Here is a 13,902-nt window from a genome sequence, read left to right on the forward strand (position 1 = left end):
CGCGGCCCCGGCGACCGCCGCGCCGGCGACGGCCGGCACCGAAGCGACGGTTCGCGCCGCCCTGGCCGGCCTGGCCCCCGGCGCCGAAGTCGGCACCGTCTCGCCTTCGCCGATCCCGGGCTACCAGGAAGTCGTGCTCGAGGGCCGCATCATCTACGTCTCCAACGACGGCAAGTACCTGATCCAGGGCACCCTGTTCGACATCGCCGCGCGCGAGAGCCTGACCGGCCTCAGCGAGGCGGTGATCCGCAAGGACCTGCTGGCCACCATAGGCAACGACCGCCGCATCGTCTTCCCGGCGGCCGAGCCCAAGCACGTGGTCACGGTGTTCACCGACATCGACTGCGGCTACTGCCAGCGCCTGCACGAGCAGATGGCCGACTACAACAGGCTCGGCATCACCATCGAGTACCTGTTCTACCCGCGCGGCGGCATCGGCTCCGAGTCCTTCGAGCAGGCCGTGGCCGTCTGGTGCTCGCCGGACCGGAACAAGGCCCTGACCGAGGCCAAGGCCGGCAAGATCCTGCCCAAGGCCAACTGCACCAACCCGGTGACCATGGACTATGACCTGGGCCGCCGCATGGGCCTGGACGGTACCCCGGCCATCTACAGCCCCGACGGCGTGCAGCTGGGCGGCTACCTGGAGCCCGAGGCCATGCTGACCCGCCTGAACGACCTCGCCGCCAAAGCGGCCAAGCCCGCCGGGTGATCCCGGCGGCGGGGGCAGGCCGGGCCGCGGGCCCGGTCTTGCTCTACAATACGGCGCTCGTTTCCCACGGAATTGTGCGGACATGATCGTCCTAGAGGGCCTGCCGGCCCTGTCGCCCTTCCGGCGCGACCGTCTCCAGAACCGCCTGCAGCAGATCGTCGACGGCCTCCGGGTCACCGGGGCCTGGCATGCCTACTTCGTCGAGCCCGCCGCCGGCGCATCGCCGGACCTGGCGGCGCTCGGCCGCATCCTCGAGGGCTGCACCGGCAGCGAACCGCTCGCCGACGGCGCCCGGTCCCGCTACGTGGTGCCGCGCCTGGGCACGCTGTCGCCCTGGTCGAGCAAGGCCACCGAGATCGTGCAGGGTGCCGGCCTGGCGGTGAAGCGGGTCGAGCGCGGCCTGCGCCTGGACCTGGCCGGCCTGCCGCCCACCGGCGACGCGCGCTGGCCGAAGCTGGCGCGCGCGCTGCACGACCCGATGACGCAATCGCTGCTGGCCTCGCGCGAGGACGCCGCGAAGCTGTTCGTGCAGCTGGCCCCGGGCGCGCTCGAACGCATCCCCGCCGCCACCCTGGCCGCGGCGAACCTGCGCCTGGGCCTGGCCCTGTCGCCCGACGAGATCGAGTACCTGCAGGCCCGCTACGCCGAGCTCGGCCGCGATCCGTCCGACGCCGAGCTGATGATGTTCGCGCAGGCCAATTCCGAGCACTGCCGCCACAAGATCTTCAACGCCGACTGGACCATCGACGGCGAGCCGCAGCCGTTGTCGCTGTTCCGGATGATCAAGAACACGCACGCGAAGTCGCCGCAGCTCACGCTCACCGCGTACAAGGACAACGCAGCGGTCGTCGAAGGCCACCCGGCCGCCCGCTTCCGCGCCGAGCCCGGCAGCGACGAGTACGGCCACAGCGCGCCGGTGGATTCGGCCTTCTGCATCAAGGTCGAGACCCACAACCACCCGACCGCCATCTCGCCCTTCCCGGGCGCGGCCACCGGCGCCGGCGGCGAGATCCGCGACGAGGGCGCCACCGGTCGCGGCGGCAAGCCCAAGGCCGGCCTCACCGGCTTCTCGGTCTCGCACCTGCGCATCCCCTCGCTGCCGCGGCCCTGGGAGGCGGATCGCCCGCTGAACCCGCGCATGGCCACCGCGCTCGAGATCATGACCGAGGGCCCGATCGGTGCCGCGGCCTTCAACAATGAGTTCGGCCGGCCGGCGCTGGCGGGCTACTTCCGCAGCTTCGAGCAGCCCACCGACCAGCCGGGCCTGACCCGCGCCTACGACAAGCCGATCATGCTGGCCGGTGGCCTCGGCGCGATCGACCGCAGCCAGGTCAGGAAGCTCGACCTGCGCCCCGGCGACGCCGTGGTGGTGCTGGGCGGGCCGGCGATGCTGATCGGCCTCGGCGGTGGCGCCGCGTCGTCGGTGGACGCGGGCCAGAGTTCCGAGGACCTCGACTTCGCTTCCGTGCAGCGCGAGAACCCCGAGATGCAGCGCCGCTGCCAGGAAGTGATCGACCGCTGCTTCGCCCAGGGCGAGCGCAACCCCATCCTCACCGCGCACGACGTCGGCGCCGGCGGCCTGTCCAACGCCATCCCCGAACTGCTGCACGACTCCAACGTCGGCGGCGTGATCGAGATGGCGAAGATCCCCAGCGACGATCCTTCGCTCTCGCCCATGCAGCTGTGGTCGAACGAGGCCCAGGAGCGCTACGTGCTGGGCGTCGCCGCCGACCGCATCGCCGACTTCGAGGCGATCTGCCGGCGCGAGCGCGCCGTGTTCGCCGTGGTCGGCGTCGCCACCGCCGAGGAGCGGCTGGTGCTCAAGGCGCCGGACGGCAGCCTGCCGATCGACCTGCCGATGGACGTGCTGTTCGGTAATTCGCCGCGCATGCACCGCGACACCCAGCGCGTGCCCGCCACGCGCTGGCCGCGCCTGGACGTCGCCAAGCTCGAGCTGCGCGAAGCCGGCCTGCGCGTGATGGCGCACCCCACCGTCGCGTCCAAGAACTTCCTGGTCACCATCGGCGACCGCAGCGTCGGCGGCCTGTGCTCGCGCGACCAGATGGTCGGGCCCTGGCAGCTGCCGCTGGCCGACGTCGCGGTCACGCTGACCGGCTTCAACACCGCCGCCGGCGAAGCAATGGCGATCGGCGAGCGCACGCCGCTGGCGCTGATCGACGCCGCCGCGTCGGCGCGCATGGCGGTCGGCGAAGCCATCACCAACCTGGCCGCCGCCGGCGTCGCCTCGCTGTCGGAGGTGAAGCTGTCGGCCAACTGGATGGCCGCGGCCTCGTTCCCCGGCGAGGACGCGCTGCTGTTCGACGCGGTCAAGGCCGTGGGCATGGAGCTCTGCCCGGAGCTCGACATCGCCATCCCGGTCGGCAAGGACTCGCTGTCCATGCAGGCGCAGTGGCAGGCGCCGGAAGGCCCGCAGAAGTCGGTGTCGCCGGTGTCGCTGGTGATCACCGCGTTCGCGCGCGTCGCCGACGCCGGCCAGACCCTGGTGCCGGTGCTCGACCGCAGCGTGGATTCGGAACTCTGGCTCATCGGCCTGGGAGCGGGTGCGCGCCGCATGGGCGGCTCGATCCTGGCCCAGGTGCATTCGGCCTTCGGCGGCGCCAGCCCCGACCTCGACGAGCCCGAGCGCCTGCGCGACTTCTTCGCGCTGGTGCAGGCGGCGCGCGCCGACGGCCTGCTGCTGGCCTACCACGACCGCTCCGACGGCGGCGCCTTCGCCGCGCTGTGCGAGATGGCCTTCGCCAGCCATTGCGGCCTCGAGATCAACCTCGAAGGCTGGGGCGAGGATCCGTTCACCACGCTGTTCAACGAAGAGCTGGGCGCCGTGGTGCAGGTCGCCGCGGAGGACCGCGTGGCCTTCGCCGACCTGGTCAACCGCCACCAGCTCACGCACTGCGCGCAGCGCATCGGCCGCCCCACGACGGTGCCGGTGGTGCGCGTCAGCGACGGCCCGCAGGTGCTGGCCGAGTGGAGCTGGCAGGAACTGTTCGGGGCCTGGTGGTCGGTCACGCACGCCATCCAGGCGATGCGCGACGACCCCGCCGGCGCCGACGCCGAGCGCGAGGCGCGGCTCGACTTCGCCGACCCCGGCCTGGTGCCCAGGCTTTCCTTCGACCCGGCCGAGGACATCGCCGCGCCGTGGATCCATACCGGCGTGCGCCCCCGCGTCGCCATCCTGCGCGAGCAGGGCGTCAACGGCCAGGTGGAAATGGCGGCCGCGTTCGACCGCGCCGGCTTCACCGCGGTGGACGTGCACATGTCCGACCTGGTTGGCGGCCGCGTGCGGCTCGATGGCTTCAAGGGCCTGGCAGCCTGCGGCGGCTTCAGCTACGGCGACGTGCTGGGCGCGGGCCGCGGCTGGGCCACGTCCATCCTCGAGCGGCCGGACCTGCGCGAGCAGTTCGCGCGCTTCTTCGAGCGCCCCGACAGCTTCAGCCTGGGCGTTTGCAACGGCTGCCAGATGCTGGCCCAGCTCAAGGGCCTGGTGCCGGGCGCCGAGCACTGGCCGCGCTTCCTGCGCAACCGCAGCGAACAGTACGAAGCCCGCCTGGCCCAGGTCGAAGTGCAGGACTCGCCCTCGATCCTGTTCGCCGGCATGGCCGGCTCGCGCATCCCGGTGGTGGTCGCGCACGGCGAAGGCCAGGCGCGCTTCGATGCGCCGGAGCATGCCGGGCAGGCGCAGGTCGCGCTGCGCTTCGTCGACGGCCACGGCCAGCCGACCGAAGCCTACCCGGCCAATCCGAACGGCTCGCCCGCCGGCATCACTGGCCTGACCAGCCGCGATGGCCGCGCCACGCTGATGATGCCGCACCCTGAACGGGTGTTCCGCAGCCTGCAGATGAGCTGGCACCCGGCCGGCTGGGGCGAGGATTCGCCCTGGATGCGGATCTTCCGCAACGCCCGCGCCTGGGTGGCCTGAATCGGCGACGGGGGGGCGCCGGGCGCGCCCCCCGTCCCTCCGTGGAATCAGTCGAAGTCGGCGTCCAGCACGATGCGGTAGCGCGCCTTCCCGGCGCGCAGGTGGTCCAGCGCCTCGTTCACGCGACGCATCGGGAAATGTTCGGTCTTGGGCAGCACGCCGTGCCGGTCGGCGAAGCGGAGCATCGTGTCGATCGCCGCGCGGGAACCGGTGGGCGAGCCCGACACCGATTTCTGTCCCATGATCAGCGAGAAGGCCGGCACAGGGATCGGCTCGAGCACCGCGCCGACCACGTGCAGGCGCCCCTCGGGCGCCAGCGCCGCCAGCAGGCCGTTCCAGTCCAGCGACACGTTCACGGTGTCGATGATCAGGTCGAACCGGCCGGCCAGCTTCGCCAGCGCGTCGGCGTCGCCGGTGGACACCACGCGGTGTGCGCCGAACGCGCGCGCTTCCTCGGCCTTTGAGGCGCTGGTGGTGAATGCCGTCACCTCGCAGCCCCAGGCCTTGCAGAATTTCAGCGCCAGGTGCCCCAAGCCGCCAATGCCGACCACGCCGACCCGCGCCGTCGGCGCAATCTTCATTTCGTGCAGCGGGGCGAAGACCGTGATGCCGCCGCAAAGCAGCGGTCCCGCCTCGCGCGGGTCAAGCCCGGCCGGCATCGGCATCACCCAGACCCAGTGGGCGCGCACGCGGTCGGCGAAGGCGCCGTGTCGCCCCGCCAGGGTCGGCTGAACCGACACGCACAGGTTGTGGCGTCCGGCCAGGCACTGCGCGCAGTGCAGGCAGCTGCGGGCATTCCAGCCCAGGCCGACGCGCTGGCCCATGGCCACGCCCTTGGCCTGCGGGCCCATCGCCACCACCCGGCCCACGGCCTCGTGGCCGGGCACGAACGGGTACTGGGTGAAGCCCCACTCGTTGTCCAGCAGGGACAGGTCGGAGTGGCAGATGCCGCAGTGCTCGACGGCGATCTCGACGTCCTCGGGGCCCAGCGGGCCGGGATCGTACTCGAAGGGCTGCAGCGGGGCGCCGACGGTGGGGGCGGCCCAGGCGCGGATCGGGGTCATGGTGGCTCCAGGTGGTTGAACGGGGACGCCCACGATACGCCGGGTGGCGTGAGGGGCGCGCCGGGGCGCCCCGACCTGCTAAATTCCGGGGGCAGTCCTGCAGGGAGGCGCCGTGGCATCGGTCATCAACGAAACGACGGAATCCGCCGACAGCCGCATCGCCGCGGCCCTGTCCGCGCGCGGCCGGCTGAAGGAGGCCGACCTGGCCCGGGCCCAGCGCCTGCAGGCCGAGGCCGGTGGTTCACTGGCCGCGCTGCTGGTGCGCCTGGGCATGGTGTCGGAACGCGACATGGCCGAGTCCGCCGCCGAGGTCATGGGCCTGCCGCTGCTGGCCGCCAAGGACTGCCCCGATGCGCCGCCGCCCGGCGTGGCGCTGTCGCTGCGCTTCCTCAAGCAGCTGGCGGTGTGCCCGGTGGGCGAGGGCGAGGATTACGTCGAGCTGCTGGTCGCCGACCCGCAGGATCCCTACGCGGCCGAAGCCGTGGCGCTGGCCACCGGCCGCAGCGTGCGGGTGAAGGTGGGCCTGCGCGCCGAGATCGCCGACCTGGTCGAGCGCTATTACGGTTCCGGCCGCTCGGCCATGGGCACGATCGTCGAGAACCTGGGCGATGAGTCCGGCGGCGACGAGGCCGACGTCGAGCAGCTGCGCGACCTCGCCTCCGAGGCGCCGGTCATCCGGCTGGTGAACCTGGTGATCCAGCGCGCGGTCGAGCTGCGCGCCTCCGACATCCACATCGAACCCTTCGAGAACCGCCTGAAGGTGCGCTACCGCGTCGACGGCGTGCTCGAGGAATCCGAATCCCCGCCGGCGAACCTCACCGCCGCGGTGATCTCGCGCATCAAGATCATGGCCAAGCTCAACATCGCCGAGCGCCGGCTGCCGCAGGACGGCCGCATCATGGTGCGGGTGCAGGGCAAGGAACTGGACCTTCGCGTGAGCACCGTGCCCACCGCGCACGGCGAAAGCGTGGTGATGCGACTGCTCGACCGCGAGTCGGTCGTGCTCGACTTCAAGGCGCTGGGCTTCACCGACGAATTCCTCGGCCAGTTCATGAAGGTGCTCGAGCAGCCGCACGGCATCCTGCTGGTCACCGGCCCCACCGGCTCGGGCAAGACCACCACGCTGTATGCCGCGCTCAGCCAGCTCAACACGCCCGACGTGAAGATCATCACCGTCGAGGACCCGGTCGAATACCAGATCGAGGGCATCAACCAGATCCAGGCCAAGCCGCAGATCGGGCTGGATTTCGCCCACGCGCTGCGCAGCATCGTCCGCCAGGACCCCGACATCATCATGATCGGCGAAATGCGCGACCTGGAAACCTCGCGCATCGCCATCCAGTCCGCGCTCACCGGCCACCTGGTGCTGTCCACGCTGCACACCAACAACGCCGCCGGCGGCATCACCCGCATGATGGACATGGGCGTCGAGGACTACCTGCTCACCTCCACGGTGAACGGCATCCTGGCCCAGCGCCTGGTGCGCCGGATCGAACCCACCCACGCCGAGAAGTACGAAGCGCTGCCGGAAGTGGTGGAGGAGTTCGGCCTGCGCCGCTTCCAGCCCGAGGGCACCATCTACCTGTACCGCCCGAAGCCGTCGGCGCTGACGCCCACCGGCTACCTTGGCCGCACCACCATCATGGAATTCCTGGTGATGGACGACCCGCTGCGCCGGCTGGTGATGAAGCACGCCGGCATGGGCGAGCTCGAGGACGCGGCGCGCGAGCGCGGCATGCGCACCATGTACGAGGACGGGTTGGTCAAGGCGATGCAGGGCCTGACCACCATCGAGGAAGTCCTGCGCGTCACCCAGGAAGGCTAGGGCGGTGGCGCTGTTCCGCTACAAGGCCCTGTCGGCCGCCGGCGAATCGCTCGACGGCCAGATGGAAGCGGCCAGCGCCGAGGAAGTGATCACGCGGCTGCAGGACCAGGGCCACCTGCCGGTGGAGGCGCGCCGCGCCGACGCGGCCGGCGGCGAGGGCCTGGGCGCGCTGTTCAAGCGCAAGGAGTTCGGCGAGCCGCAGGTGCTGCAGTTCACCCAGCAGCTGGCGACGCTGCTTGGCGCCGGCCAGCCGCTGGACCGCGCGCTGGGCATCCTGCTCGAACTGCCCGACTCGCCGGAGGCGCGCCGCGTGGTCGAGCGCGTGCGCGAGTCGGTGCGCGGCGGCGCGCCGCTGTCCACCGCGCTCGAGCAGCAGCACGGCATCTTCTCGCGCCTGTACGTGAACCTGGTGCGCGCCGGCGAGGCCGGCGGCAACCTGCACGAGAGCCTGCGCCGGCTGGCCGATTACCTCGAGCGCAGCGCCGCGCTGCGCGCGCGCGTGCTCAACGCGATGATCTACCCGGTCATCCTCACCGTGCTGGTGTTCGCCTCCATCACCTTCCTGATGGCCTTCGTGGTGCCGCAGTTCCAGGCGCTGTTCGAAAGCATGAACGCCGACCTGCCCTGGTACTCGCTGGCCGTGCTCAAGACCAGCCTGTTCATCCGCGCGTGGTGGTGGGCCTTGCTGCTGGTCGCGCTTGGCGCGGCGGGCTGGGCCGCGGTGAAGTCCGGCGACCCGGCCGTGCGCCGCGCCATCGATGCGCGCGTGCTGCGCCACAAGTTCCCCGGCGACCTCATCGCCAAGCTCGACACCGCGCGCCTGGCGCGCACGCTGGGCACCCTGGTGCGCAACGGCGTGCCGCTGCTGGGCGCGCTGAACCTCTCGCGGCCGGTGCTGTCCAACCGGGTGCTGGCCGAGGCGGTGGAAGCCGCGGCCGAGGAGGTGAAGACCGGCAGTGGCCTGGGCTATGCGCTGGGCCGCCAGAAGGTGTTCCCGCGCCTGGCCGTGCACATGATCCAGGTCGGCGAGGAGTCGGGCGAACTCGATGCGATGCTGCTCAAGGCCGCCGACACCTTCGACCAGGAAACGGCCAACGCGCTCGACCGCCTGCTGACCGCGCTGGTGCCGGCGCTGACGGTGCTGATGACCCTCGTGGTCGGCGCCGTCATGCTGTCGGTGCTGCTGCCGATCTACGACCTCACCAATTCCATCTGACCAGGACCCGACGATGCGACGCCAACCCGCTTCCCCCCGACACGCCCGCGGCATGAGCCTGATCGAGCTGATGATCGTGATCGTCCTGATCGGCTCGATCCTCGCGCTGATCGCCAGCCGCGTGATGGGCGGCCAGGACCGCGCGAACGTGCGCATCGCCGAGACCCAGCTGGTGACGCTGGCCGGCAAGATCGACCAGTTCCGCATGGATACCGGCAAGCTGCCCGACTCACTCGACCAGCTGGTCAATTCCACCGGGGCCACCAACTGGCTGGGCCCCTATGCGCGCCCGGAAGAGCTGAATGACCCCTGGGGCACGCCGATCGAGTTCAAGCGCCCCGGTACCAACGGCCCGTTCGAGCTGGTGAGCCTGGGCGCCGACGCCCAGGCCGGCGGCGAGAGCGTGAACCAGGACATCCGCCGGCCCTGAGCGCCGGCCCCAGGCGCCGCCGATGATGCGCCCGCGCGGTTTCTCGCTGGTGGAGCTGGTGGTGGTGATGGTGCTCATCGCCGCCCTGGCCGCGCTTGGCCTGGCCGCCATCAGCGCCGGGCTGCCGGGCCAGCAGCTGCGCGGCGCGGCGCGGGAGCTGGCCGCCGAACTTCGCTTCACCCGCGCCCAGGCGATCGCCACCGGACGCGAGCAGGTGTTCCTCATCCACGTCGGCGAAAAGCGCTGGCAGGGCGCCGGCGAACGCCGCGGCGAACTGCCCGCGGATGTCGCGCTCGAGGTCGTCGGTGCCCGCGAGGAGCTCGAGTCACCCCAGGAGATCGCCATTCGTTTCTTCCCGGAAGGCGCGGCCACCGGCGGTCGGCTCGTGCTGCGCCGCGGCGAGGCCGCGTGGCGCGTGGACGTGGCCTGGCTCACCGGCGAAGTGCGGCTGCGCCGCGGCGAGGGCGAGCCATGAGGCGCCAGCGCGGCTTCAGCCTGCTCGAAGTCATCCTGGCTTTCGCGTTGATGTCGGTGGGGCTGGGCATCCTGGCCGCCATCCTCAGCGGCGGGCTGGCCCAGGTGCGCACCTCGGGCGATGCCACCGAGGCGACGCTGCACGCGCAGTCGCTGCTCGACCAGGTCGGCGTGCTCGAGCCGATCGAAGCCGGCCGCGAGCAGGGCGACTTCGACCGCGGCCGCTACCGCTGGGACCTGGAGATCACCGAGGTCGAGGATCCGGCGCCGCGCACCGAGTCGGCGGAAGGCGCCACGCCGATCGAGACGGTGGGCCTGCAGCCGGCCGGCGCGCCCGTGCTCTACCGCGTCCAGCTGGACGTGAGCTGGGGCGAGGACGACGTGCCGCGCACCTTGCGCTTCAGCACGCTGCGCGTGCGCTACCCGGCGCCGCCCGGGGGACTGCCGTGATCCGCGCGCGCGGCTTCAGCCTGATCGAGGTGTTGCTGGCCACGACGCTGCTGGCGGTGGGCGTCGGGCTGGCGTTCGCCACCTTGCGCAGCGCCACCGTGGCCACGGAACGCGCCGAGGACATGGCACAGCGCAACGAGCGCCTGCGCGCGGTGCAGGCCTTCATCCGGCGCCAGGTCGAGGACGCGCTGCCGATGCCGATCGAACCCGACGATGGCACCGGCACGCCGGCCTTCTTCGAAGCCACGGAGGACGAACTGAAGCTGGTGGCGCCGATGCCGGGCTACCTCTCGCGCGGCGGGCCGCACCTGCAGACCTTCCGTCTGGTGCGCGGCGACGGCGGCCTGCAGCTCGAGTTCCAGCACGAGCAGCTCACGCCCGACGGCCCGCTGGAGAACGAGCGAGAGCCTGAAGTGCTGCTCGACGGCATCGCCGACGGCGCCTTCGCCTTCCGCACGCTCGACGACGACGGCAAGCCCGGCGCCTGGACGCCGCGCTGGGACAAGCCGCAGGCCATGCCGCGCCTGGTGCGGCTGGAGCTGCGCATGGCCGACGAGCGCGCCCGCTTCCCGACCCTGGTCGCCGCGCCGCGGCAGGCCGCGGCGACGTCCGCCGGCTGGGGCAATGCACCCATCGACGGCTACCCGCAGCCGGGGGAAGCCCAATGAGCCGGGCCAGCCGGGGGGCCGCGCTGCTGCTGGTGCTGTGGATGCTGCTGCTGATGGCGGGGCTGATCGCGGTGTTCGCGCTCGGGACCCGCACCGAGGCGCTGCAGGGCAGCGCCCTGCGCCAGAACGCGGCGGCGCGCCTGGCCGCCGAGGCGGGCGTCGAACTCGCCGCGCTGCGCCTGGTCGAGCCTGACCCGGCGGCGCGCTGGGTGCCCGACGGGCGTCCTTACCGCTTCAGCTTCGACGACCACCAGATCGAAGTGAGGGTGCAGGACGAGGCCGCCAAGATGGATCTCAACGCCACCGACGCCGGCCAGCTGGCGGCGCTGATGGGCTGGCTGGGGGTCGAGCCCGAACGCGCCGAGCGCCTGGCCGGCGTGATCCAGGACTGGCGCGACCCCGACAGCCTGCTGGCCGCGTCCGGCGGCGCCGAGGACCGCGATTACGCGGCCGCCGGCCTGGCTTACGGCGCCAAGGACCAGCCCTTCACCACCCTGGGCGAACTGCAGCAGCTGCTGGGCATGGACACCGCCACTTACCGCCTGCTGGTGCCGCACGTCACCATCCACACCGCCATGCCGCGGCCCGAGCCCGGCTTCGCGCAGCTGGCGGTGCTGCAGGCCCTGGGCCTGGGTCCGGCCCAGGCGGCCGAACTGGTGGCCCTGCGCCAGGCCTGGCGCCCCGGCCTGCCGCTGCCGCGGCTGCCCGACGGCAGCACCCTCGCCGTGGCGGGGTCGGGAACGTATAGTGTCGCCAGCCGCGCCACCCGTCCGGACGGCACCCTCGTCGAGGTCCACGCCACGCTGCGAATCGGCGCGGGGTCGGGCTTCGGACAACTGTATGCCCCGCTGGCCTGGCGGACGGGAGAACCTTACTGATGCCCGCCGCCGATCGCCTTTCCATCCTGATCGATCCCCTCAAGTTGCGCCTGGCGCGGAGCACGCTCCCGGCCCGGCTGCGCGAGGCCGTGCTGTCGGTGCTGCCGGCGTCCTGGCGCGATCGCATCGCCGACGAGGCGCGGCGCCTGTGCCTGTCGCGCCACGGCGACGACCTGTCCTTGTTGGCCGCCGGCCACCGCGGTGACACCCGCCTGGGCGAGGTGCCGCTGGAGCCGCAACTGCTGGACGAGCTGCGTGCGCGCGTCGACGCGAGCGGCACGCCGCGCTGGCTGCTGCTGCCCGCCGCCGGCGTGCTGCGCCGTGTGCTCACCCTGCCGGCCGCGGCCGAGCCGCGCCTGCGTGAAGTGCTGGCCTTCGAACTCGACCGGCAAACGCCGTTCTCCGCCGACCAGGTCAGCTTCGAGGGCCGCGTGCTGGCGCGCGACCTCGCCGCGCAGCAGCTGCGGGTGGAACTGCTGGTGCTGCCGCGCGCCCGGCTCGATGCCGAGCTCGCCGCGATCGGCCCGCTGGCCCAGGGGCTGGCGGGCGTCGACGTGGTCGAGGCCGACGGTCGCCGCCTCGGCCTGAACCTGCTGCCGGACGCCGCCCGCGCCCGGCGTCGCGACCCGGTGCGCCGCCTGCACCTGGTGCTGGCCGCGGTGGCCGCGGTCGGCCTGCTCGGAAGCCTGCTGCTGACGCTGCACAACCGCAGCGAGCGCCGCGACGAGCTGCGCGCCCTGGTCGCCACCGCCAACGAACAGGCCCGCGAGGCGCGTCTGCTGCGCAACCAGCTGGTGTCGTCGGCCCAGGCCGCGAACTTCCTGGCCGCCACCCGCGCCAGCCGACCGACCATGCTCGAGGTGATGGACGAACTGACGCGCCGCATCCCCGACGACACCTCGCTCGACAAGCTGGCGATCACCGGCGACCAGCTGGTGATGGTGGGCCAGAGCCGCGCCGCGCCGGCGCTGGTGGCGCTGCTGCAGGCCTCGCCGCTGGTCACCGACCCGGCGCTGTCGGGCGTGGTGCAGTCGGATCCGCGCACCGGGCGCGACCGCTTCACGCTGACCGCGCGCGTGGTGAACGCCGGCGCCGGCGAGGAGGGCGACGATGCCGGCCGCTGAGCGCCTGAAGCTGCTGGGCGGCGCCGCGCTGGCCGTGCTGCTCGCGTATTTCGTGCTGCTGCACTGGTGGTGGACGGCGCCGATGCTGGCGATGGGCGACGAGATCGCCCAGCTGCGCGACCAGGAGCTGGCCCTGCGCGAGGAAATCGCCCAGCGCCCGGTGCTGGAAAGCGAGCTGGCGCGCGTGCGCGAGTTCGAGCAGGGCAACCCCGGCTTCCTGCCCGAGACCAACCGCCAGCTGGCCACCGCCGCGCTGGTGCAGCGGCTCGAGGCCGTGATCGCCGAGGCCAGCCCGCAGCCCGGCCGCTGCCAGATCACCGCCCGAACGCCGACAGAATCGCGGGTCGAGGAACCTTTCGTCCGCGCCACCGTGCAGGTGCGCCTGCGCTGCGGCATGGCCGAGCTCGGCGCCGTGCTGCATGCGCTCGAGAGCGGCAGCCCGCAACTGTTCGTGGACAACCTCGACCTGCTGTCGCGCCGCAGCTACCTCGCCGCGGGCCCGGAGGGCGGCGGCATCGACGTCAGCTTCGACCTGTACGGTTACCTCACCACGCCCGCCGGGGGCACGCCGTGATCGCGCGCCTGCGCCCGGCCGGCGCGGTGCTGGCGGCAGTGGCGGCCTGGGCGGTCGGCCTGCTGCTGCTGGCGCTGGCCGGCCTGGGTGGCCGGGTCGGGCTGCACCCGGGCAATGCCGCGCTGGCGCCGCCGGTGCCGCAGGTGCGCCTGGAAGCCGTGGGTTCGCGCCTGGGCCCGGCGCCGGATTACCTCGAGGTGGGCAACCGCCCGCTGCTCAGCCCCGAGCGCCGCCCGCCGGCGATTGCGGAAGGCGAGGGCAGCGGCGATGCGCCGCTGGATGCCGAGCTCACCAGCATCCTGATCGCGGGCGACGTGAAGCTCGCCATCCTGCAGTCGCGCGAGACCAACGCCAGCCGCCGCGTGCGCCTGGGCGAGCTGGTCGAGGGCACCGGCTGGCGCCTGGTCGAAATCGAGCCGCGCCGCGCCGTGTTCGAAGGTCCCGAGGGCCGGCGCGAGCTCGCCCTGCGCGTGTTCAGCGGCGTGGGCGGCGAGCCGGTCACCCAGGTCGCCGCGCCGGTGGTTCCCGGCCGGCCGCCCGCGCCCTCGCCGGC

At 72.6% G+C, this 13,902-nt stretch carries 12 protein-coding genes and 1 pseudogene; 12 read left to right on the forward strand and 1 reads right to left on the reverse strand.

The window, feature by feature from the left end; translation table 11 throughout:
• Positions 1-709 (forward strand): thioredoxin fold domain-containing protein (locus Q0C12_RS12670; protein ID WP_290890711.1); only part of this gene is annotated, 709 nt, incomplete at its 5' end.
• An 82-nt stretch (positions 710-791) separates the two neighbouring features.
• Positions 792-4,646, forward strand: a complete 3,855-nt coding sequence (purL, locus tag Q0C12_RS12675) for a phosphoribosylformylglycinamidine synthase (RefSeq protein WP_290890713.1) — start codon at positions 792-794, stop codon at positions 4,644-4,646.
• Positions 4,647-4,693: 47 nt separating this feature from the next.
• On the opposite strand, the gene Q0C12_RS12680 is transcribed toward purL, so the two are convergent.
• Positions 4,694-5,710, reverse strand: a complete 1,017-nt coding sequence (locus Q0C12_RS12680) for an NAD(P)-dependent alcohol dehydrogenase (RefSeq protein WP_290890715.1) — start codon at positions 5,708-5,710, stop codon at positions 4,694-4,696.
• Between the two features lie 112 nt (positions 5,711-5,822).
• On the opposite strand from Q0C12_RS12680, the gene gspE reads away from it, so the two are divergent.
• The 10 genes and pseudogenes from gspE to Q0C12_RS12730 all read left to right on the forward strand — a co-directional run.
• Positions 5,823-7,535, forward strand: coding sequence for a type II secretion system ATPase GspE (gene gspE, locus Q0C12_RS12685; protein ID WP_290890717.1), 1,713 nt, complete (start codon positions 5,823-5,825; stop codon positions 7,533-7,535).
• A 4-nt stretch (positions 7,536-7,539) separates the two neighbouring features.
• Positions 7,540-8,751 carry a type II secretion system F family protein gene (locus Q0C12_RS12690; RefSeq protein WP_290890719.1) on the forward strand — a complete coding sequence of 404 codons (1,212 nt, stop codon included), beginning with the start codon at positions 7,540-7,542 and terminating at the stop codon, positions 8,749-8,751.
• 13 nt (positions 8,752-8,764) lie between these two features.
• On the forward strand, positions 8,765-9,181 hold the full coding sequence (gene gspG / locus Q0C12_RS12695; protein WP_290890747.1) for a type II secretion system major pseudopilin GspG: 417 nt from the start codon (positions 8,765-8,767) through the stop codon (positions 9,179-9,181).
• A 22-nt stretch (positions 9,182-9,203) separates the two neighbouring features.
• Positions 9,204-9,656, forward strand: coding sequence for a GspH/FimT family protein (locus Q0C12_RS12700; protein ID WP_290890749.1), 453 nt, complete (start codon positions 9,204-9,206; stop codon positions 9,654-9,656).
• Positions 9,653-10,105, forward strand: coding sequence for a prepilin-type N-terminal cleavage/methylation domain-containing protein (locus Q0C12_RS12705; RefSeq protein WP_290890751.1), 453 nt, complete (start codon positions 9,653-9,655; stop codon positions 10,103-10,105). Before Q0C12_RS12700 ends, Q0C12_RS12705 begins: the two co-directional genes overlap by 4 nt.
• Positions 10,102-10,773 carry a type II secretion system protein GspJ gene (locus Q0C12_RS12710; RefSeq protein WP_290890753.1) on the forward strand — a complete coding sequence of 224 codons (672 nt, stop codon included), beginning with the start codon at positions 10,102-10,104 and terminating at the stop codon, positions 10,771-10,773. The genes Q0C12_RS12705 and Q0C12_RS12710 overlap by 4 nt, the downstream gene beginning before the upstream one ends.
• Positions 10,770-11,651, forward strand: a complete 882-nt coding sequence (locus tag Q0C12_RS12715; RefSeq protein ID WP_290890755.1) for a type II secretion system protein GspK — start codon at positions 10,770-10,772, stop codon at positions 11,649-11,651. The genes Q0C12_RS12710 and Q0C12_RS12715 overlap by 4 nt, the downstream gene beginning before the upstream one ends.
• Positions 11,651-12,775, forward strand: a complete 1,125-nt coding sequence (locus Q0C12_RS12720; RefSeq protein ID WP_290890757.1) for a PilN domain-containing protein — start codon at positions 11,651-11,653, stop codon at positions 12,773-12,775. Before Q0C12_RS12715 ends, Q0C12_RS12720 begins: the two co-directional genes overlap by 1 nt.
• Complete coding sequence (gspM, locus tag Q0C12_RS12725; protein WP_290890759.1) at positions 12,762-13,349, forward strand: type II secretion system protein GspM; 588 nt, start codon at positions 12,762-12,764, stop codon at positions 13,347-13,349. Before Q0C12_RS12720 ends, gspM begins: the two co-directional genes overlap by 14 nt.
• A pseudogene (locus Q0C12_RS12730) lies at positions 13,346-13,902 on the forward strand (hypothetical protein); the annotation flags it as partial. The gene gspM and the pseudogene Q0C12_RS12730, both read left to right, overlap by 4 nt.

The sequence above is a fragment of the Arenimonas sp. genome (genome assembly GCF_022842045.1).
Lineage (GTDB): Bacteria > Pseudomonadota > Gammaproteobacteria > Xanthomonadales > Xanthomonadaceae > Arenimonas.

Excerpts from the sequence above, each read along its gene's own strand:
- purL (WP_290890713.1), top strand. The coding sequence starts at position 792 with ATGATCGTCCTAGAGGGCCTGCCGGCCCTGTCGCCCTTCCGGCGCGAC.
- Q0C12_RS12680 (WP_290890715.1), bottom strand. The coding sequence starts at position 5,710 with ATGACCCCGATCCGCGCCTGGGCCGCCCCCACCGTCGGCGCCCCGCTG.
- gspG (WP_290890747.1), top strand. The coding sequence starts at position 8,765 with ATGCGACGCCAACCCGCTTCCCCCCGACACGCCCGCGGCATGAGCCTG.
- Q0C12_RS12700 (WP_290890749.1), top strand. The coding sequence starts at position 9,204 with ATGATGCGCCCGCGCGGTTTCTCGCTGGTGGAGCTGGTGGTGGTGATG.
- Q0C12_RS12705 (WP_290890751.1), top strand. The coding sequence starts at position 9,653 with ATGAGGCGCCAGCGCGGCTTCAGCCTGCTCGAAGTCATCCTGGCTTTC.
- Q0C12_RS12715 (WP_290890755.1), top strand. The coding sequence starts at position 10,770 with ATGAGCCGGGCCAGCCGGGGGGCCGCGCTGCTGCTGGTGCTGTGGATG.
- Q0C12_RS12720 (WP_290890757.1), top strand. The coding sequence starts at position 11,651 with ATGCCCGCCGCCGATCGCCTTTCCATCCTGATCGATCCCCTCAAGTTG.
- gspM (WP_290890759.1), top strand. The coding sequence starts at position 12,762 with ATGCCGGCCGCTGAGCGCCTGAAGCTGCTGGGCGGCGCCGCGCTGGCC.